The sequence below is a fragment of the Hydrogenophaga sp. RWCD_12 genome (assembly GCF_046604225.1).
Classification (GTDB): Bacteria; Pseudomonadota; Gammaproteobacteria; order Burkholderiales; family Burkholderiaceae_C; genus Hydrogenophaga.
Genome location: NZ_JBKIXC010000004.1, coordinates 78,842 through 97,072 on the forward strand (window position 1 = coordinate 78,842; position 18,231 = coordinate 97,072).

At 68.6% G+C, this 18,231-nt stretch carries 17 protein-coding genes; 4 read left to right on the top strand and 13 right to left on the bottom strand.

The genetic code is table 11. The features are described 5' to 3' along the window. Complete coding sequence (gene gatA, locus ACLIJ1_RS15760; protein WP_411366489.1) at positions 1-1,497, bottom strand: Asp-tRNA(Asn)/Glu-tRNA(Gln) amidotransferase subunit GatA; 1,497 nt, start codon at positions 1,495-1,497, stop codon at positions 1-3. Continuing rightward, the gene (gene gatC / locus ACLIJ1_RS15765; RefSeq protein ID WP_066256225.1) at positions 1,494-1,793 is read right to left on the bottom strand and encodes an Asp-tRNA(Asn)/Glu-tRNA(Gln) amidotransferase subunit GatC; all 300 of its coding nucleotides are present in this window, start codon (positions 1,791-1,793) and stop codon (positions 1,494-1,496) included. Before gatC ends, gatA begins: the two co-directional genes overlap by 4 nt. 263 nt (positions 1,794-2,056) lie before the next feature. Here gatC and ACLIJ1_RS15770 point away from each other — a divergent pair, with 263 nt between their 5' ends. The 4 genes from ACLIJ1_RS15770 to mrdA are packed head-to-tail and all read left to right on the top strand — an operon-like array spanning position 2,057 to position 6,622. Further along, entirely contained in the window at positions 2,057-3,100 is a 1,044-nt protein-coding gene (locus tag ACLIJ1_RS15770) for a rod shape-determining protein (RefSeq protein ID WP_066256228.1), read from the top strand. Positions 3,101-3,145: 45 nt separating this feature from the next. Continuing rightward, a complete protein-coding gene (gene mreC / locus ACLIJ1_RS15775) occupies positions 3,146-4,108 on the top strand; it encodes a rod shape-determining protein MreC (RefSeq protein ID WP_411366490.1) in 963 nt (320 codons plus the stop codon). Beyond that, positions 4,105-4,635 (top strand): rod shape-determining protein MreD, encoded by a 531-nt coding sequence (mreD, locus tag ACLIJ1_RS15780; RefSeq protein WP_411366491.1) that lies wholly within the window; start codon positions 4,105-4,107, stop codon positions 4,633-4,635. Before mreC ends, mreD begins: the two co-directional genes overlap by 4 nt. 1 nt (position 4,636) lies before the next feature. Continuing rightward, positions 4,637-6,622: a penicillin-binding protein 2 gene (gene mrdA / locus ACLIJ1_RS15785; RefSeq protein WP_411366492.1), complete on the top strand. Its 1,986-nt coding sequence runs from the start codon at positions 4,637-4,639 to the stop codon at positions 6,620-6,622. 9 nt (positions 6,623-6,631) lie between these two features. On the opposite strand, the gene ACLIJ1_RS15790 is transcribed toward mrdA, so the two are convergent. The 11 genes from ACLIJ1_RS15790 to ACLIJ1_RS15840 are packed head-to-tail and all read right to left on the bottom strand — an operon-like array spanning position 6,632 to position 18,230. Next, positions 6,632-7,390 carry a sulfite exporter TauE/SafE family protein gene (locus ACLIJ1_RS15790; protein WP_411366493.1) on the bottom strand — a complete coding sequence of 253 codons (759 nt, stop codon included), beginning with the start codon at positions 7,388-7,390 and terminating at the stop codon, positions 6,632-6,634. Between the two features lie 24 nt (positions 7,391-7,414). After that, positions 7,415-8,758 carry a sensor histidine kinase gene (locus ACLIJ1_RS15795; RefSeq protein ID WP_411366494.1) on the bottom strand — a complete coding sequence of 448 codons (1,344 nt, stop codon included), beginning with the start codon at positions 8,756-8,758 and terminating at the stop codon, positions 7,415-7,417. Between the two features lies 1 nt (position 8,759). Further along, complete coding sequence (locus ACLIJ1_RS15800) at positions 8,760-10,217, bottom strand: nickel-dependent hydrogenase large subunit (protein ID WP_411366495.1); 1,458 nt, start codon at positions 10,215-10,217, stop codon at positions 8,760-8,762. Further along, entirely contained in the window at positions 10,214-11,209 is a 996-nt protein-coding gene (locus ACLIJ1_RS15805; RefSeq protein ID WP_411366496.1) for a HupU protein, read from the bottom strand. The genes ACLIJ1_RS15800 and ACLIJ1_RS15805 overlap by 4 nt, the downstream gene beginning before the upstream one ends. Continuing rightward, positions 11,206-11,688, bottom strand: a complete 483-nt coding sequence (locus ACLIJ1_RS15810; RefSeq protein ID WP_411366497.1) for a hydrogenase maturation protease — start codon at positions 11,686-11,688, stop codon at positions 11,206-11,208. The genes ACLIJ1_RS15805 and ACLIJ1_RS15810 overlap by 4 nt, the downstream gene beginning before the upstream one ends. Continuing rightward, positions 11,685-13,211 (bottom strand): Ni/Fe hydrogenase subunit alpha, encoded by a 1,527-nt coding sequence (locus tag ACLIJ1_RS15815; RefSeq protein WP_411366498.1) that lies wholly within the window; start codon positions 13,209-13,211, stop codon positions 11,685-11,687. The genes ACLIJ1_RS15810 and ACLIJ1_RS15815 overlap by 4 nt, the downstream gene beginning before the upstream one ends. Then, positions 13,204-13,737, bottom strand: a complete 534-nt coding sequence (locus ACLIJ1_RS15820) for an NADP oxidoreductase (RefSeq protein ID WP_411366499.1) — start codon at positions 13,735-13,737, stop codon at positions 13,204-13,206. The genes ACLIJ1_RS15815 and ACLIJ1_RS15820 overlap by 8 nt, the downstream gene beginning before the upstream one ends. Next, a complete protein-coding gene (locus ACLIJ1_RS15825; RefSeq protein ID WP_411366500.1) occupies positions 13,734-14,414 on the bottom strand; it encodes a 2Fe-2S iron-sulfur cluster-binding protein in 681 nt (226 codons plus the stop codon). The genes ACLIJ1_RS15820 and ACLIJ1_RS15825 overlap by 4 nt, the downstream gene beginning before the upstream one ends. Beyond that, the gene (locus ACLIJ1_RS15830; RefSeq protein WP_411366501.1) at positions 14,411-16,240 is read right to left on the bottom strand and encodes an NAD(P)H-dependent oxidoreductase subunit E; all 1,830 of its coding nucleotides are present in this window, start codon (positions 16,238-16,240) and stop codon (positions 14,411-14,413) included. The genes ACLIJ1_RS15825 and ACLIJ1_RS15830 overlap by 4 nt, the downstream gene beginning before the upstream one ends. Further along, positions 16,237-17,697: a sigma-54-dependent transcriptional regulator gene (locus ACLIJ1_RS15835; RefSeq protein ID WP_411366502.1), complete on the bottom strand. Its 1,461-nt coding sequence runs from the start codon at positions 17,695-17,697 to the stop codon at positions 16,237-16,239. Before ACLIJ1_RS15835 ends, ACLIJ1_RS15830 begins: the two co-directional genes overlap by 4 nt. After that, positions 17,694-18,230: a hypothetical protein gene (locus ACLIJ1_RS15840; RefSeq protein WP_411366503.1), complete on the bottom strand. Its 537-nt coding sequence runs from the start codon at positions 18,228-18,230 to the stop codon at positions 17,694-17,696. Before ACLIJ1_RS15840 ends, ACLIJ1_RS15835 begins: the two co-directional genes overlap by 4 nt. Position 18,231 lies beyond the last annotated feature (1 nt).

Genomic DNA, 18,231 nt, shown 5'->3' on the forward strand with positions numbered 1-18,231 from the left:
TCAGAAGCCCTCCGGCGTCTTCGTGTGCCAGTCGGTGGCCTGCTGGAAAGCGTGTGCGGCTTGCAGCAGCTCGGCTTCCTTGAAGTAGTTGCCGATCAGCTGCAGACCCACCGGCAGGTGGCCCGCACCAAAGCCCGCCGGCACGCTCATGCCGGGCAGGCCGGCCAGCGACGCGGGCAGCGTGAAGATGTCGGCCAGGTAGTTGGCGACCGGGTCGTCGCTCATCTCGCCAATCTTCCAGGCGGTGGTGGGTGCAGCGGGGCCGGCAATCACGTCGCACTGTGTGAAGGCCTGCTGGAAGTCCTGCGCGATCAGGCGGCGGATCTGCTGCGCCTTGAGGTAGTAGGCGTCGTAGTAGCCGTGGCTGAGCACATAGGTGCCGATCATGATGCGGCGCTGCACTTCAGGACCGAAGCCTTCGCTGCGCGACTTCTTGTACATGTCGGTCAGGTCGTCGAACTTCGCCGCGCGGTGGCCGAACTTCACGCCATCGAAGCGGCTCAGGTTCGACGATGCTTCGGCGGGCGCGATGATGTAGTAGACCGGAATGGACAGCTCGGTGCGCGGCAGCGAGATGTCGACCAGCGTGGCGCCCAGCTTCTCGTACTCGGCCAGCGCGGCGCGCACGGCGGCGACCACGTCGGGCGCGCAGCCTTCGCCGAAGAACTCCTTCGGCAACCCGATGCGCAGACCCTTGAGCGGCTGGGCGGCGCTGGCGCCTTCGCGCGGCTGGCCCAGCAGAAGGGTGTAGTCCTCGGCCGGGTGGTCCAGGCTGGTGGAGTCGCGGTCGATGTCGGGGCCGGCCATCGCCGTCAGCAGCGTGGCGCAGTCGGCGGCGCTGCGCGCCATTGGTCCCGCCTGGTCCAGGCTGGAGGCGAAGGCGACCATGCCGTAGCGCGAGCAGCGGCCGTAGGTCGGCTTGATGCCGGTGACGTTGCAGAAACTGGCCGGCTGGCGAATGGAGCCACCGGTGTCGGTGCCGGTGGTCGCGGGGGACAGACGCGCGGCCACAGCCACGGCCGAACCACCCGACGAGCCACCCGGCACGCGCTCGGCGTCCCAGGGGTTGCGGGCCACGCCGTAGGCTGAGTTCTCGTTGCTGCCGCCCATGGCGAACTCGTCGCAGTTGAGCTTGCCCAGCGTCACGGCGCCGGCCCTGGCCAGGTTGGCGACCACGGTGGCATCGAACGGGCTCTGGTAGCCCTCCAGCATCTTGCTGCCGGCGGTGCTGGGGAAGCCCTGCGTGACGAAGATGTCCTTGTGCGCCAGCGGCACGCCCAGCAGCGGACCGCGCTCACCGGCTGCGATGCGCGCATCGGCGGCTTTGGCCTGCGCCAGCGTCAGGTCTTCGTTGAAGGCCAGGTAGGCGCCCAGGTTCTGGTGCTGTTTGGCGCGCGCCAGCAGGGTCTGAGCGGCTTCAACGGCAGAGGTCTTCTTGTCGGCGATGGCGGCGGCCAGTTCGGCCACGCCCATCTCATGAATCTGTTTGGCGCTCATTCGATCACCTTGGGCACGAGGAACAGGCCGCGCTCGACGGCGGGCGCGCTTTTCTGGTTGGCCTCGCGGTTGTTGGGTTCGCTGGCCACGTCCGGACGCAGGCGCAAGCTGACATGGTCGATCACGGCGGTCGGATGGGCCAGCGGCTCGACGCCGGTGGTGTCCACCGCGTTCATCTGCTCGACGATGTCAAAAAAGCCGTTGAGCTGGGTGAGCATGCGCTCGGCCTGGGCCGGCGGCATTTCCAGCCGGGCCAGGTTGGCGATGCGGCCGATGTCGGTCAGGGTCAGGGACATGACGGAATGGGATCGGTGTAAGTCGAAAGAAACAGGCTTCCGGGGAAGCCCGCGCGGCGGAAACCGCCTGTAAAGAGATGATTTCGGCCCCGTTCGGCGCAGTTATGCACAGGGGATACGGTATTATCCAAGGTTTGGCGACCCCGACCGCCTCTCGGGCCGTTTTTGTCGCTGAATCAAAGACTTAACCGGATTTCACCCCGAACAGCACACGGCGACGGCCCCCCGAAGCGGCGGTCGTGCCCCACAGGATTTTTTGCACCATGTTTGAAGCGTTCCGTCGGAGTTTCTCGACCGACCTGGCCATTGACCTTGGCACCGCCAACACCCTGATCTATGTCCGCGGCAAGGGTATCGTCCTTGACGAACCCTCGGTGGTCTCGATCCGACACGAAGGTGGCCCGCAGGGCAAGAAGACCATCCAGGCCGTGGGCCACGAAGCCAAGGCCATGCTGGGCAAGGTGCCCGGCAACATCGAGGCCATCCGTCCGATGAAAGACGGCGTGATCGCCGACTTCACCGTCACCGAGCAGATGCTCAAGCAGTTCATCAAAATGGTGCACCCGCGCTCGATGTTCAAGCCGAGCCCGCGCATCATCATCTGCGTGCCCTGCGGTTCGACCCAGGTCGAGCGCCGCGCCATCCGCGAATCGGCCCTGGGCGCCGGCGCTTCCGAGGTCTATCTGATCGAAGAACCGATGGCCGCGGCCATCGGCGCCGGACTGCCGGTGTCCGACGCCTCGGGCTCCATGGTGGTCGACATCGGCGGCGGCACGACGGAAGTCGGTGTCATCTCGCTGGGCGGCATGGTCTACAAGGGCAGCGTGCGCGTCGGCGGTGACCGCTTCGACGATGCCATCATTGCCTACATCCGCCGCAACTACGGCATGCTGATCGGCGAGCCAACCGCCGAAGCGATCAAGAAGAACATCGGCTCGGCCTTCCCCGGCTCCGAAGTCAAGGAAATGGAAGTCAAGGGCCGCAACCTCTCCGAGGGCGTGCCGCGCAGCTTCACCATCTCCAGCAACGAAATCCTCGAAGCCCTGACCGACCCGCTCAACAGCATCGTCTCGGCGGTCAAAAGCGCGCTGGAACAGACGCCGCCCGAGCTGGGTGCCGACATCGCCGAGCGCGGCATGATGCTGACCGGCGGTGGCGCGCTGCTGCGCGACCTGGACCGCCTGCTGGCCGAAGAAACCGGCCTGCCGGTGCTGGTGGCCGAAGAGCCGCTGACCTGCGTGGTGCGCGGTTGCGGCATGGCCCTGGAGCGCATGGAGCGCCTGGGCACCATCTTCACCAGCGAGTAATCCCCGGCCGGCGCCCTGGCGCCTGCCCACACTGCCCGACCCGACATGCCACTGGGCACCCTGGACCGAACGCCTCCCCCGTTTTTCAAGCAGGGTCCGTCGGCGCTGTCCAAGCTGATGGTGTTCAGCGCGATCGCGCTGTTCCTCATGGTGGCGGACGCGCGTTTTCGCGTCACCACTCCGCTGCGCGCCGTGCTGGCCACCGCGCTCTATCCGGTGCAGTGGCTGGTGCTCCAGCCCATCGATGCCGCCAGCCACGCGGGCGAATACTTCACCAGCCTGCACACGGCCCAGCAGAATGAGGCCCAGGCCCGCCAGCAGCTGGCGACGCAGGCCGAACGGGCGCAACAGGTCGAACAGCTCACGCTGGAGAACCAGCGCCTGCGCGAACTGCTCGACATGCGCCCGCGCATCAATGCAAAAGCCACCGGCGCACAGGTGCTCTACGACGCCGCTGATCCGTATTCGCGCAAGGTGGTGATCGACCGCGGACAGACCCACGGCATCCTGCCCGGCTCGCCGGTCATCGACGACCAGGGAGTGCTCGGCCAGGTCACGCGCGTCTATCCGTTGGTGTCCGAAGTGACCATGCTGATCGACCGCGACCAGGCCATCCCGGTGCTCAACAGCCGCACCGGCGTGCGCAACGTGGTCTACGGGCAGCCGGGCCCCGACGGTGACGGCCTGGAGCTGCGCTACACGCTGGCCAACGCCGACATCAATGAAGGCGACCTGCTGACCACCAGCGGTGTCGATGGCGTCTATCCGCCGGGACTGCCCGTGGGCCGCATCACCAAGGTCGAGCGCCGCGCCGAAACCTCCTTCACCCGCATCAGTTGCGTGCCGGTGGCTCGCATGCATGGATCGCTGCACGTGCTGGTGCTCGACCCTGTCGGGCAGGGTCTGCCGACCGTCCCCGCACCGCAGAATGCGGCGGCCAAGAACGGCGAGAAGGATCCCGATGCCGAGCCGTCCGCACCGGCGCCCAAGCGCAGGAGGACGCCATGATCATGCGTCCGGGGCAGCAGCTGCTGCTGCCCGCCAACCCGGTCTTCATCTGGGGCAGCCTGCTGGCGGCGCTGCTGATGAACATCCTCATGAACATGGGGCTGTGGGGCCGCTCTGCCTGGGTGCCCGACCTGCTCGCGGTCGCCCTGGTGTTCTGGAGCGTGCACCAGCCATTGCGCATCGGGGTCGGCGTGGCCTTCGCCTTCGGCCTGCTGATGGACGTGCAGCAGGGCGCGCTGCTGGGCCAGCACGCGCTGGCCTACACGGTGCTGGGCTATGCCTCGGTCTTCATGCACCGCCGCCTGCTCTGGTTCGATGTGCCGACGCAGGCGATCCAGGTGCTGCCGCTGTTCGCTGCTGCGCACTTGCTGGAACTGTTGGTGCGCCTGGTGGCCGGCGCCGGTTTCCCGGGCTGGACCTATTTCCTGTCGCCAGTGATCGAAGGCGCGTTGTGGCCGGTGGCCAGTGTGCTGCTGCTGGCCCCGCAGCGCCGGGCGCCGGACCCCGACGACAACCGGCCGTTGTGACATGACCGAACTGCGCAACGTCGAAGCCGACCTGGCGCACTTCCGCACCCGGGTCCTGGTGGCCGGGCTGGCGGTGCTGGTGGCGTTCTCGCTGCTGGCCGCGCGGCTGGTCTACCTGCAGGTCGTGCGCCACGAAGATTTCGATGCGCAGGCTGAGAGCAACCGCACGGCGGTGCTGCCCGTGGTGCCCAACCGCGGCCAGATCCTGGACCGCTACGGGCGCGTGCTGGCCACCAACTTCTCGGCCTACACGCTGGAAATCACACCTTCGAAGGTCGAGGACCTGGACCGCACGATCGAGGCACTGGGGCAACTGGTCGACATCCAGCCGCGCGACAAGCGCCGTTTCCGCAAGCTGCTGGAGGAGTCGCGCAACTTCGACTCGCTGCCGATCCGCACCCGCCTGAACGACGAAGAGGTCGCGCGCTTCACGGCGCAGCGCTACCGCTTTCCCGGCGTCGAGGTGCGCGCCCGGCTGATCCGACACTACCCGCACGGCGAGGTCGGCAGCCACGTGGTGGGCTACATCGGCCGCATCAACCAGCGCGAGAAGGAAGACATCGAAGACTGGCCCGAAGAGGACCAGGCCAACTACCGCGGCACCGACTACATCGGCAAGCTCGGCATCGAGCAGCACTACGAGCGCGAGCTGCATGGCATCACCGGCTTCGACCGGGTCGAGACATCGGCCGGTGGCCGCGCCGTGCGCTCACTGGCCAACACACCGGCCACGCCGGGCAACACGGTCGTGCTGGCGCTGGACATCAAGCTGCAGAAGCTGGTCGAGGAGATGTTCGGCGACCGCCGCGGCGCGCTGGTCGCCATCAACCCCAACAACGGCGAGCTGCTGGCCTTCGTGTCCAAGCCGACCTTCGACCCCAACCTGTTCGTCGAAGGCATCGATGCCGACAACTGGAAGGCGCTGAACGAGTCGATGGACAAGCCGCTGCTCAACCGGGCGCTGCGCGGCACCTACCCGCCTGGCTCGACCTACAAGCCGTTCATGGCGCTGGGCGCACTCGAGCTGGGCAAACGCTCGCCGACCACCATCATCAACGACCCCGGCTACTTCATGTTCGGCGGCCACCGCTTCGGCAGCCCCGAGAACGAGCGCGGCGGTGCCATGGACATGCGCCGCGCCATCGTCGAGTCGAGCAACGTGTACTTCTACTCGCTGGCCAACGAGATGGGCGTGGACACGATCCACGATTTCATGGCACCGCTGGGCTTCGGCCAGATCACCGGCATCGACCTGCGCGGCGAACTGCGCGGCATCCTGCCCAGCCAGGCCTGGAAGCGCGAGAACTACAAGCGCCCCGAACAGCAGCGCTGGTACGCCGGTGAAACGGTTTCACTGGGCATTGGCCAGGGCTACAACAGCTTCACCATGCTGCAGGTGGCGCACGCCATGGCCACGCTGGTCAACGGCGGCAAGTCGTACCCGCCACACCTGGCTCTGGCCACCGAGGACGAGGTCACCCGCACGCGCCATCCGGTGCCGGTCGCCCCGCCGGTCGACTTGGGCTTCAAGCCCGAGCACGTGGAACTCATCCGCCAGGCCATGCACGGAGTGACCACCGGCGGCACGGCCACGCGCGTGTTCGCCGGCGCGGGCTATCTCAGCGGCGGCAAGACCGGCACGGCGCAGGCGGTGAGCCTGGGCAAGCACGAACGCTACGACGCGCGCAAGATGGAAGAGCATCAGCGCGACCACTCGCTCTACATCGCGTTCGCACCGCTGGACAAGCCGACCGTGGCGCTGGCCGTGGTGGTGGAGAACGCGGGCTTCGGTGCCGCCAGCGCCGCGCCCATCGCACGCCGCGTGTTCGACTACCTGTTGCTGGACCAGTACCCCAACCCCGAAGACCTCGCCGCCGTGCAGAAGGGTCAGGCAGGCCGGCCGATCGGCACGCCGCTCAAGGCCAGCGAGATCCCCTGGCCCTCGGAAAACGAGAACGCCCCTGCATCGCTGCGCGCGCCGGGCTGACACCGCCGCTCAACGCAGCCAGCTGTCATAGCCGGTCTTGAGAATCAGGGCCGAGACGACCACGATGAAGGCCACGCGCACGAAGCCGCTGCCGTGCTTGAGTGCCAGCCGCGTGCCCAGCAGGCTGCCGACCACGTTGGCCGCCGCCAGCGGCAGCACGAAATGCCACCAGATGTGGCCCTTGGAGATGAACAGCACCAGCGCCGCCAGGTTCGACGCCGTGTTCAGCAACTTGGCGCTGGCGCTGGCGTGCAGGAAGTCGTAGCCCAGCCAGCGCACGAACAGGAACACGAAGAAGCTGCCGGTGCCAGGGCCGAAGAAACCGTCGTAGAAGCCGATCACCAGGCCCAGCGTGCCCGCCGCCCAGGCTTCGCCGCGCGCTGTGAACCGCGGCGTGTGGTGGCGTCCCAGGTCCTTGCGCGCCAGTGTGTAGATCAGCAAGGCCAGCAGCACCAGCGGCAGGGCCTTGCGCAGGAAGCCGGGCGAGATCACGGTCACGGTCCAGGCGCCGGTCATCGAACCCGCAAAGGCTAGCGCGGCCGCCGGCAGCAGCGCGTGCCAGGGCATGGTCACGCGCTGCGCGTACTGCGCCGTGGCCGCCGCCGTGCCCCAGATCGACGCGCTCTTGTTGACCCCGAACAGCGTCGCGGGGTGCGTGGTCGGAAACACCGCGAACAGCATGGGCGTCAGGATCAGGCCACCGCCGCCCACGATGGAGTCGACAAAACCGGCGAACAACGAGGCGAGGGAAACGATCAGCAGTTCCATGCGGCGATTGTCACCGCAGGGTCCTCACGCGCTGGGCAGCTCCATCAGGAACTCGGCGCCACCGCCTTCGGCATTGCGTGCGCTCAGGTGTCCGCCGTGCTGCTCGACGATGCCGTAGCTGATGGAAAGGCCCAGACCCGTGCCTTTGCCCACCGGCTTGGTGGTGAAGAAGGGGTCGAAGATGCGCAGCAGGTGTTCGGCCGGAATGCCAGGACCGTTGTCGCGCACCGTGACGCGCACCGTGGATCGCTCGCCACCTCCGCAACCCATCTCGACCCAGACCATGGGTTCGGGTTCGCGCGAGAGCGCGTCGAAGGCGTTCTGCAGCAGGTTCATCATGACCTGCTGCAACTGCCCGGCGCTGCCCATCACTGCGCAGGTCTGCACCGGGTCCCAGCGCACCTGCACCGAGGTAGCACGTCCCTTCTGCACCCAGTGGATCGCGCGCTCGATCACCTCGACCAGGTTCACCACCTTGCGTTCCTCGGGGTCCATGGCCGAGAAGCGCTTGAGACCGTGCACGATGTCGGCGGTGCGCTGCGCGCCTTCGAGCGTTCCTTCGATCAGCGACGGCAGATCGCCCATCAGGTGCTCGATGCGCAGCCGCTGGCGCAGCGCCTGCAGCTCCTCGTCGCTGGCGTGCCCGTGCAACGCCGCCATGTACATCTGCAGCCGGTCGCAGTACTTGCGCAGCGCGTGCACATTGCCCAGCACAAAGCTGATCGGGTTGTTGAGTTCGTGCGCCACGCCCGCGACCAGCTGGCCCAGCGAAGCCATCTTCTCGGAGTGCAGCAGCTGCTGCTGCGTGCGCTTGAGCGCTTCGTGCGCGGCGCGCATCTCGTGGTACGCGCGCTTGAGTTCGGCCGTCGGGCGCCCGACCCAGACCGTGCCGACGCGCTTGCCGTTGCTGCCCACGCGCGGCGTGCAACTGGCGTCGACCGACACCGCCTGGCCCTGGCGGTCCAGCAGGTTGAGCTCGATGCCCTGGCCGGAGCGCGGTGCGGCGCTGCGGCCCATCGCCTCCCGCGCCGCCTGCACGCTCGCGTCGTCGGCGAGCAGGTCCGACAGGTTGCTGCCACGCAGCTGGTCTTCGCGGCGACCGACCAGCTCACACAGCGCGGCATTGGCCTGCTCGATCAGGCCACGCTCGTCGCACACCACCAGCACGTCCGACATCGAGGTCAGCACGCTGACGATGAACTGCTGCGACTGCTCCAGTTCGGCGTTCTTCTTCTCCAGCTCGACTTCGTCGTCGATCAGGCGCGTGTAGACCTCATCCATCTTCTGGATCACGTCCAGCCAGGTGGACTCGTCCACACCCTCCATCGGCGCGGAGATCAAGGGACTGGGGGCGCGGTCTTTCGACATGTCAGTGCACTGTACACACCATGCAGGGATCGAAGGAGCGGACGATGTGCTGCACCGCCACCGGGTTCGTCTCTCCTTCGCGCACCGGCGCGCCGGCCAGCGCCTGCTCCAGCGCGCCGGGAACGCCCTGGGCGTCGCGGGGCGAGAAGTTCCAGCTGGTCGGTGCCACGATCTGGTAGTTGGCGATGCGACCGCCCCGCACCACCAGCCAGTGCCCCAGCGCACCGCGCGCCGCTTCGGACAGACCGACACCATGCCCCTCGTCGGGCAGGGCGGTGGGCACACAGAAGGCCTCGGTCGGGCGCAGCGACTGCAGCCAGTCTTCCATCATCGGCACCACCCGTGCCAGCTCGACCATGCGCGCCAGCACACGGGTGAACACCGTGCCACCGTGGCGCGCCACCACGTCGCGCACCAGCGGCTGTCCGCTGGCAAGCTGGCGTGCGATGGCGCCGGTCTCGATCACTTCGCCACCCAGCCGCGGGGCCTTGTTCCAGGTGTAGGCACCGGCCTTGTCGGGTTCGGGCCGGGTCACGCCGTGCAGCGGGTGCAGCGGCTGGTGCGCCTGCGCCAGCCATGCGTGGTTGGCGTCCTCGGTGATCGCGTGGGCATCCAGCGGATCCAGCCGCCGCGCATCGCCGCGCCAAAGGCCCTGCGCGAGCGCGAGACCGCCGTCCGGCTGCGCATAGGCGCCGTAGCTCAGATAGCGGCCCGGCCCGGGGCCCAGCGCCTGCAACGACAGGTCCTGCACGACGGAGAGGAAGAAGCGCAGGTCGCCGGCCAGCGGGTCCTGCGCGTGCCAGCTCCAGAGCGCACCTGCGTCGGCCAGACTGGCGAAATGCTCCAGCGTGGTGGACAGCAGCTGGCGCTCCAGGAAACTGCGGAACTCGCGCACCTTGCTCAGCAGTCGCACCCGCTCGGCGGCGTCGATCGGTCGCGTGGAGCCGCCCGGCTCGACCGACTGCGTGTGCGGCCACTTGCCGCCCAGCGTGCCCAGCAGCGTGAGCCAGCGCTGGCGCGCCGCCGTGGCACCGCGCACCTGTTCGCCGCGGTCGGGTGCGAAGCGGCGCATCGCCTCGGCGTGCCACGGCCGGTCGGCGTACACCGGCCGCGCGAAGTCGGGCATGAAGAACAGGTAGAAGTGCGTCAGATGGTCGGCCAGGTTCTCGGTCGCCAGAATCAGGTTGGTTGCGTGCTGTCCGTTGGGTGGCATGGCAATCCCGCCGAGGTCGGCCAGCGCGCGCGCCGCCGCGACCGACTGCGAGACCGAGCAGATGCCGCAGATGCGCGGCACGAAGACCAGCGCGTCGTGCGGTGCCTTGCCCTGCAGGATCTGCTCGAAGCCGCGGTACATGGTGGCGTTGACCTGGGCCGATGCCACCCGGCCGTCGTCGATTTCCAGCGAAACCTCGAGGTCGCCCTCGACGCGGTTGAACGGACCCACAAGCAGGCGGCTCATTTCAGGCGGGTCTTTCTCACAGCGGGTTTGACCACGAGGTGGTCCGCGGTCGCGTTGTGCTTCACCCGCTTGGGCGTCGCGCTCTTGGACAACGAGGCCAGCGCCACGAACCAGGCCTTGGGCATGTCGGTGGGCAGGCCGATGGGAATGCCGGCAAGTTTGGGCGTCAGGTGGAAGGGGTGGCCCGGTTCCTGGAAGCCCGGCTCGGTACAGGCAATGCAGGCGTAGCCGCCACGCGTGCAGCTGCCCTCGCCGTTCCAGGGCCGGATGTTGCAGTCGGCGTGCACCTGCGTGCCCTTGCAGCCCATGTGCTCCATCATGCAGCCCAGATCCGAAGGCTTCTCGGCGCTGGCCTTGAACTCGTAGTACTCGTTGCGCGTGCAGCCATGGTGCACCAGCTGGTCGGCGTAGAAGCGCGGTCGCGCCAGCGGATCGAGGTCGTCTTCGGTGAAGGCTTCGGCGGCCAGTGCCATCAGCGTGTCGATGACCCAGCTCGGGTGCGTCGGGCAACCGGCGACATTGATGACCGGCAGGCCGCTGCCACTGCGGAAGTCGGCGCCCAGCAGGCCGCCAATGCGGTCGTCTTCGTACTGCAGGCCGCAGGCGTCGGTCGGGTTGTCGCCAGCGGCCGTGATGCCGCCCCAGGCCGCGCAGCTGCCAATCGCCAGCACATGCCGCGCCTTCGCCGCCAGTTCGCGCACCCAGTGGATCATCGGCAGGCCGGTGCCGGCCAGCATGTGGAAACGCCCGGTGCCGTTGGGGCCACGCAGCAGCGAGCCTTCGACACACAACGCGTCCAGCTGTGTGCCGCCATCGATCACCGAGCGCAGCAGCGTCAGCACCTCGTCACCGCTGGCCAGCGAGAGCGAGGGGTGCCACAGCAGGTGCACGCCGGCGTCGCGCAGGTGGCCCTGAAAGTCGGTCGTGTCGGCGCACAGCAGCGACATGCTGCAGCCGCCGCAACCGCCACTTTGAAGCCAGAGTACGTTCATATGGAGACCTCCTCGGTCAGGTCGGCCCAGCCCATCGCCCATGCCAGGGCGAGCGCCAGATCGGCCAGGGCCTGCCCACCTGGCGCTCCGCCCAGCTCAAACGCTGTGGCACGGATCGCCAGCAGCGTGCATGGCGGAGGCTCGGCGCGCTCCAGCTCGCAATAGACCTGCAGCAGCGCCTCGGGCGCCAGCGCGTGGGTGGTGAAGCCAGCCACCGGCGCAGGCAGCACGGCGCTGACCGCGAACGGTGTCTGCAGGCCGATGGCGGCATCCACAAACAGCACCCGCTGGCGGCCCCGCAGGTCAAGCGCGTGCTCCACCTGCAACTGGAAGTCGGTCAGACATTCGAGTCGCCCCGCAGGCAGCTGGGCCTGTGCCTGGGCGGCCAATTGTTCGACCAGCAACGGGCCGAGCGCGTCGTCGCCCCGGCTCGGGTTGCCCCAGCCGAACACCAGCAGCGGTGCGACGGGTTGGCTCATTGCGCTGCCTCCGCCGAATGCGGCCGGGTGTCGCGCACGGTGTCGCCGCGGGAGGAGCGGTGCACATGGTCGAGCACCTCGCCCTGCGCGTTCCGAAGCGTGACGGCCAGCGGCATCTGGCCCAGTGCGTGGGTGGCGCACGACAGGCAGGGGTCGTAGGCGCGGATGGCAACCTCGATGTGGTTGAGCAGCGGCTCGGTGATGGTCTGGCCGTCCAGGTATTGCAGCGCGACCGAGCGCACCGCCTCGTTCATCGCCTGGTTGTTGTGCGTGGTCGAGACGATCAGGTTGCAGCTGGTGACGAGGTCGTCGTCGCCGACTTCGTACTCGTGGATCAGCGTGCCGCGCGGCGCTTCGATGATGCCCACGCCACCGCGCTGGCGATCGCCGGTGGCGAGCAGCGGGCCGCCGAGGATGGCCGGGTCGGCCAGCAGATCGGCCACCACCTCCACACCGTGCAGCAGCTCGATCATGCGCGCCCAGTGCGTCGCCAGCACCGCGTGCACCGGCCGACCGCCGTGCGCGGCCATGAAGGCCTGGCGCCGCGCTTCGGCGCGGGGCGTGGGAATGAAGTCGCAGTTCTGCAGCCTCGCCAGCGGGCCGACGCGGTACCAGCCGGCATCGGGGCCCAGGGCCAGGCGGTAGGGAAACTTCATGTAGGTCCAGGGCTTGACGCCCTCGCCGATCAGCTCGCGGTAGCGCTGGTCTTCGAAGCCATCGACAGCGATGCGCCCGTCGGCCTCGCGCACCCGCAGCGTGCCATCGTAGAACTCCATCGCGCCGTCGGGGCCGACCAGCGACATCATGGCCGCCGGGGTCTCAGCGAACCCCACCAGGTGTTGCGGCAAGCTGGTGTGCAGGCGCTCGGCCAGGTCCACCGCCGCCTCGGCCCAGGCCAGCACCTCGGGCAGTTGCGAGCGCAGCGTGTCGCGCTCGGCCACATCCACCGCGCGGTTCATGCCGCCGGGCACCGAGCCGGTGCCGTGCACCCGCTTGCCCGCCGTGATGCGAATCACCTCCTGGCCAAACTTGCGCAGCATCACGCCCTGGCGCGCGGCCTCGGGGTGCGCCATCGCCACGCCGACGATGTTGCGCTGTGCGACGTCGGCGCCGAAGCCGAACAGCAGATCGGGCGACGACAGGTGGAAGAAGTGCAGCGCGTGGCTCTGCACGATCTGGCCGTAATGCATCAGGCGGCGGATCTTGTCGGCCGATGCGGGCACCGGCCAGCCACCGACCACGCGGTCCAGCGCCTTGGTGGCCGCCAGGTGGTGCGAGACAGGACAGATGCCACACAGGCGCTGCACCATCACCGGCACCTCCCAGTAGGGCCGGCCAACGATGAACTGCTCGAAGCCACGGAACTCGACGATGTGCAGCCGCACCTGTTCAATGCGGTTGTACTCGCCCAGCAGCAGCGTGACCTTGCCGTGGCCCTCGACGCGCGAGACCGGGTCGATCACGATGCGGCGCAGGCCCTGCGGGTCGGCGGCGGTTTCGAGGGAGCGCGTGGACTCAGTCATAACGGATCAGGCCTCGCGAAAGCTGGGGCTCGCGTCCCGCCATCAGGTCCTGCAGCAGTTCCCAGAACGCATCGGCCGGCGGCGGGCAGCCCGGCAGCGCGTGGTCGATCTGCACCACCTCGTGGATCGGCAGCACGCGGTTGAGCGGCAGCGGCAGTTCGGGGTCGTTGGGCACTTCGCCGTAGACGGCTTTCATCATCTCGCCCACGTCCAGGTGGTTGCGCAGCGCTGGCAGGCCGCCGGTGATCGCGCAAGCCCCCACAGCCACCAGCACGCGGCACTGGTCACGGAATGCGCGCAGCACCTCGACGTTCTCGGCGTTGCACAGGCCGCCTTCGATCAGGCCGATGTCGCAGGGGCCGACGGTCTTGATGTCGGTCAGCGGCGAGCGGTCGAATTCGATCAGCTCGACCAGGTCGAACAGGCGTTCGTCGATGTCCAGGAAGGACATGTGGCAGCCGAAGCAGCCGGCGAGCGAGACCGTGGCGACGCGCCACTTGCGGGGGGAAGGTTTCGCGACGTTCATCCGCGGGTCTCCGCGTCGTCGAATGTGCGCTGACCGATGGGCACTGCAAAGCCAACCCGCTTGGGCAGCAGCGCACCGACCGGACAGATGTGGGCCGCACGGTCGGTCACAGCGAGCGCGCTGTCTCCCAGGCGGCCGCTCTCGCTGTTGATCAGCAGCCGCGTGGCGATGCCGTGGCCCCCGATGGCGAACACCTGCTTGCCGTCGACTTCGTCGCTGGCGCGCACACAGAGCTGGCACAGGATGCAGCGGTTGGGCTCGAACAGCACGTCCGGGTGGCTGGCGTCGACCGGGCGCTCGGGGTTGAGCGTCTCGTAGTGCAGGTCGGTCATGCCGGCGCGCTCGGCCTGGGACTGCAGCAGGCAGTGGCCGCTTTTTTCGCAGCCCGGGCAGAAGTGATTGCCTTCGACGAACAGCATCTGCAGCAGGTGTTTGCGCTGCGCGCGCAGCCCGGCGGTGTGGCACTCCACCCGCTGCCCGGCGGCCGCGGCGGTGGTGCAGGCGGCCACGTGGCGGCCGTCGACGTGCACGGTGCAGACCCGGCAGGAGGCGCTCGCCGAGACCTCGGGGTGCCAGCACAGGTGCGGCACCTCGTGCCCGGCGCGTTGCGCGGCCTGCAGGATCGTGTCGCCTGGCTGCAGCGGCACCAGCTCGCCGTCGAAGAGGAAGCTGCTCATGCCGAGTGCTCCGTCGAGAGATGGGCGCCGGGGTCCTGGCGGCCGGTCACGCGGCGCGCGGCAGAGAGATGTGCGTCGAGGTCCAGTTCAGGCTGGAAGTGTGCGGCGGTGCTGCGCTGCGCGTAGGAATGCCCGAAGTGGGTCAGCGTGTCCCGCAGCGGATTGCAGGCCGAGGCACCGAGGCCGCAGTGGGTGCCGCTGTGCAGCAAGGTGTCGAGCTCGTGCAGGCGCGCGATGTCGAAGGCCGAACCGCGACCGGCACCGCGTTCGTGCGCCAGCTTGTCCAGCCGCCGCACCACCAGCTCGGTGCCGACGCGGCAGGGCGTGCACAGGCCACAGCTTTCATGGGCAAAGAAGTGCGCGAAGTGCCGCGCGACCGCGAACAGGTCGCGCGTGCGGTCGAACACCATGAAGGCGCCCGCGCTGGGCACACCCTCAAAAGCAATCGCGTCGCCGAATCCGCTGGACGGCACGCATCGGCCCGACGGGCCACCCACCTGCACGGCCTGTGCGTCGCGCGCGCCGCAGTCGGCCAGGATCTGCGCGATGAGGGTGCCCAGCGGATACTCGTACAGGCCCGGGCGCTCACAGTCGCCCGAGACCGAGTGGATCTTGGTGCCAGTCGAGTCGGGCGTGCCAATGCCGGCCCACCACCCGCCACCGCGGCGCGCGATGTGGGCCACGGCCACAAAGGTCTCGACGTTGTTGACCACCGTCGGCCGCCCGAGGTAGCCGCGCTGTACCGGAAACGGCGGGCGGATGCGCGGGGTGCCCCGTTTCCCTTCCAGCGACTCGATCAGCGCCGACTCCTCGCCGCACACATAAGCACCGGCGCCCAGGTGGATGGCGATGTCGAAGTGCAAGCCAGCCACGCCGCCGACGTCGCGCCCCAGAAGGCCCTGCGCGCGCCGCCGCTCCAGCGCCTCCTGCAGCCGGGGCAACAGGAATCGGTACTCGCCGCGCAGGTAGATCAGGCCCGTCTGCGCGCCGATGGCACGCGCTGCCAGGGTCATGCCGTCAAACAGCTCGTCGGCGTGACGGCGGAGCAGCACCCGGTCCTTGAAGGTGCCAGGCTCTCCCTCGTCGGCGTTGCAGACCACGCAGCGCTGCCCATCGGAAGCTTCGGCCTCGGCGCAAGCACGCCACTTGCGCGCAGTCGGGAATCCGGCACCACCGCGGCCGCGCAGGCCCGAGCGCTCGACCTCGGCCAGCAGTTCACTGGGTTCGCGGGCCAGTACACCCGAGAGCGCAGGCCCATCGTTGGGCAGGCCCTGGAGCAGCACGTCGGCGCGGCGAATGTGGTCCTGAACCTGGAACCAGTCGTCCGGCCAGTCCTCGGGGGGCACGCCGGCCAGCAACAGATCGGCGAGCTGGTCGACGCGCGCCGGGTCCAGTCTCGTCACCACCTGGTGGTGGTTGACCAGCAGGGCCGGCCCCTGGTCGCACAGGCCGGTGCAGGAACAGCGGTCCACGCTGAATCGGCCGTGCGGATCGACCTCGCCCACCTCCACGCCCAGGCGCCCGCACAGCTGCGCCAGCAGGACCTCGCTGCCCAGCATGCGGTCGGTGATGTTGTCGGAGAACAGCACATGCACCCCGCCCACAGGACCGAGGTGGAAGAAACGGTAGAAGCCGGCCACGCCTTCAACATGCGCCAGCGTCAAGCCCAGTGTGCGGGCAATGTGACCCAGCAAGTCGCGCGGCAGCCAGCGGGTCACCGCCTGGGTTTCGCGCAGCACCTGCACCAACGCATGCGGGTCGTGTCGCCAGCGGGCCATCACCGCGTCGGCCGCGTGGAAGTTGCCGGCCTGGTCAACGGCGGTCATGGCTTGTCCAGACCGAAGCGCTGCATCTTGGCTCTGAGGCCCACGCGCGAAAGCCCGAGTTCCGCCGCTGCTTTGGTCTTGTTCCAGCGGTGCCGCAACAGGGTCTCGCGCAGCAGCATGGCCTCGATCACGTCCAGCCGGTCGGTCAAGGTGCCAGAGCTGGGAATCGCGGCCACCAGGCCATCGACACCTCCGGCGGCTCGGCCCTGCAGCACGCGCGGCGAAAACGCCCCCGGCGGCAGTTCGTTGCCTTCGTGCAGCGCCATCGCGCGGGCAATCTCGTTGCGCAGTTCGCGGATGTTGCCGGGCCACGGATAGGCCAGCAGGCAGGCCAGGGTGTCGTCGGGCAGCGTTGCGCCCGGGTGCCCCAGTTCGCCCGCGACATCCAGTGCGATCTGTCGCGCAATCGGTGCGATGTCGGCAACCCGGTCGCGCAACGGCGGCACGGTGATCGACACACCCGCCAACCGGTAGAACAGGTCTTCGCGGAACAGGCCTTCGCGCACGCGCTGCTCCAGGTTGCGGTGCGTCGCGGCGATGATGCGCACGTCCACCGGGATCGGCCGCGGCGCCCCCACGGGCCGCACCTCGCCCTCCTGCAACACGCGCAACAGCTTGACCTGGAAGGCGGGCGAGGTTTCGCCGATTTCGTCGAGAAACACGGTGCCGCCACTGGCGCGCTGAAACAGACCGGGGTGGTCGTCGAAGGCGCCAGTGAAGGCACCTCGCTTGTGGCCGAACAGTTCAGACTCCAGCAGGGTGTCGGGAATGGCCGCGCAGTTTTCGACCACGAAGGGGCCGGTCTGGCGCGGCGAGGCGTAGTGGATGGCGCGCGCCAGCAGTTCCTTGCCGGTGCCCGACTCGCCCAGCACCAGCACCGGGATGTCGTAACGCGCCACGCGCTCGGCCATCGAACACACCAGGTCGATCGGACTGCCCGGCGCGCGCACGATGCGGTCGAAATCGAAATGGCTGCGCGCCTGCGCCATCTGGCTCGCGGTGCGCTGGCGCAGCACACGCGTGCTGGTGCGCAGTTCGAGGTCGAGCCGGCTGGTCTGGCGCTGCAGGGTCTGGGCCTCGACCGCGTTGCGCACCGATTCCAGCAGATGGTCGGGCGACCAGGGCTTGAGGATGTACTGGTAGATGCCCGCTTCGTTGATGCCGGCGATGATGTCTTCGCCGTCGGTGTAGCCGGAGATAACGATGCGCACGATCTCGGGCCAGCGCTCGCGCACCTCCTTGAGGAAGTTGACGCCGGTCACGCCGGGCATGCGCTGGTCACAAAGAATCACGCTGACCGGCTGGCGCTCCAGAAGGCCGCGTGCCTCGTCGGCGCTGCTGGCGGTGAACACGGTGAAGTCTTCGTCGAGCGTGCGGCGCATCGCATCCTGCGAGCGCACCTCATCGTCGACCACCAGCACGGTCGGCAGATCGGGCAGGAATGCGTCGGCGGTCACAGGCCGCCACGCAAGGTGTCGAGTTCGCGCGTCGCCTGCTTGCGGCCCATGTAGATCGCGAGCTTGGCCTCGATGCCGTCCAGCGCCATGCGGAAGTCCGGCAAGGTCCGCGCGGCAAACACCGCCTGGGCCACCGTGGGGGTGTCCGGGCCGAAATGCTGGCGCAGCATCAGGAAGGCCTTGCGCTGCAGCGCCTGCACCTGCCGGTCTTCTTCGGGATCGACCGGTGGGGCCACCGGTGCAGCGGGCGCGGGAGCGGCGATCGGCGCGGCTGTCACGGCTGCCGTGACAGGCGCTGCCACCGGCGACGCCGACCGGTTGCCGCTTCCTGGCACAGGCTCGATCAGGCGGAACGCCAGCAGCGTGTCCAGGTGCGACTGCAGATCGGGCAAGCCGAGCGAAGCCAGCGCGGCCACGCCGTCCTGCCCGTTGACCAGGATGAGCACGCGCCGCGTGACCGGCGACAGACCTGCCTTGCGGGCACCGACCTCCTCGCGGCCGGCGTCGGTTTTGCGATAGATCGGAGCGGGCATG

Bases quoted from the DNA above. Each gene is read 5' to 3' on its own strand.
- ACLIJ1_RS15795 (WP_411366494.1), bottom strand. From the start codon at position 8,758: ATGTCGAAAGACCGCGCCCCCAGTCCCTTGATCTCCGCGCCGATGGAG.
- gatA (WP_411366489.1), bottom strand. From the start codon at position 1,497: ATGAGCGCCAAACAGATTCATGAGATGGGCGTGGCCGAACTGGCCGCC.
- ACLIJ1_RS15840 (WP_411366503.1), bottom strand. From the start codon at position 18,230: ATGCCCGCTCCGATCTATCGCAAAACCGACGCCGGCCGCGAGGAGGTC.
- gatC (WP_066256225.1), bottom strand. From the start codon at position 1,793: ATGTCCCTGACCCTGACCGACATCGGCCGCATCGCCAACCTGGCCCGG.
- ACLIJ1_RS15830 (WP_411366501.1), bottom strand. From the start codon at position 16,240: ATGACCGCCGTTGACCAGGCCGGCAACTTCCACGCGGCCGACGCGGTG.
- mreC (WP_411366490.1), top strand. From the start codon at position 3,146: ATGCCACTGGGCACCCTGGACCGAACGCCTCCCCCGTTTTTCAAGCAG.
- ACLIJ1_RS15815 (WP_411366498.1), bottom strand. From the start codon at position 13,211: ATGACTGAGTCCACGCGCTCCCTCGAAACCGCCGCCGACCCGCAGGGC.
- ACLIJ1_RS15805 (WP_411366496.1), bottom strand. From the start codon at position 11,209: ATGAACGTACTCTGGCTTCAAAGTGGCGGTTGCGGCGGCTGCAGCATG.
- mrdA (WP_411366492.1), top strand. From the start codon at position 4,637: ATGACCGAACTGCGCAACGTCGAAGCCGACCTGGCGCACTTCCGCACC.
- ACLIJ1_RS15820 (WP_411366499.1), bottom strand. From the start codon at position 13,737: ATGAACGTCGCGAAACCTTCCCCCCGCAAGTGGCGCGTCGCCACGGTC.
- ACLIJ1_RS15770 (WP_066256228.1), top strand. From the start codon at position 2,057: ATGTTTGAAGCGTTCCGTCGGAGTTTCTCGACCGACCTGGCCATTGAC.
- mreD (WP_411366491.1), top strand. From the start codon at position 4,105: ATGATCATGCGTCCGGGGCAGCAGCTGCTGCTGCCCGCCAACCCGGTC.
- ACLIJ1_RS15790 (WP_411366493.1), bottom strand. From the start codon at position 7,390: ATGGAACTGCTGATCGTTTCCCTCGCCTCGTTGTTCGCCGGTTTTGTC.
- ACLIJ1_RS15810 (WP_411366497.1), bottom strand. From the start codon at position 11,688: ATGAGCCAACCCGTCGCACCGCTGCTGGTGTTCGGCTGGGGCAACCCG.
- ACLIJ1_RS15825 (WP_411366500.1), bottom strand. From the start codon at position 14,414: ATGAGCAGCTTCCTCTTCGACGGCGAGCTGGTGCCGCTGCAGCCAGGC.
- ACLIJ1_RS15800 (WP_411366495.1), bottom strand. From the start codon at position 10,217: ATGAGCCGCCTGCTTGTGGGTCCGTTCAACCGCGTCGAGGGCGACCTC.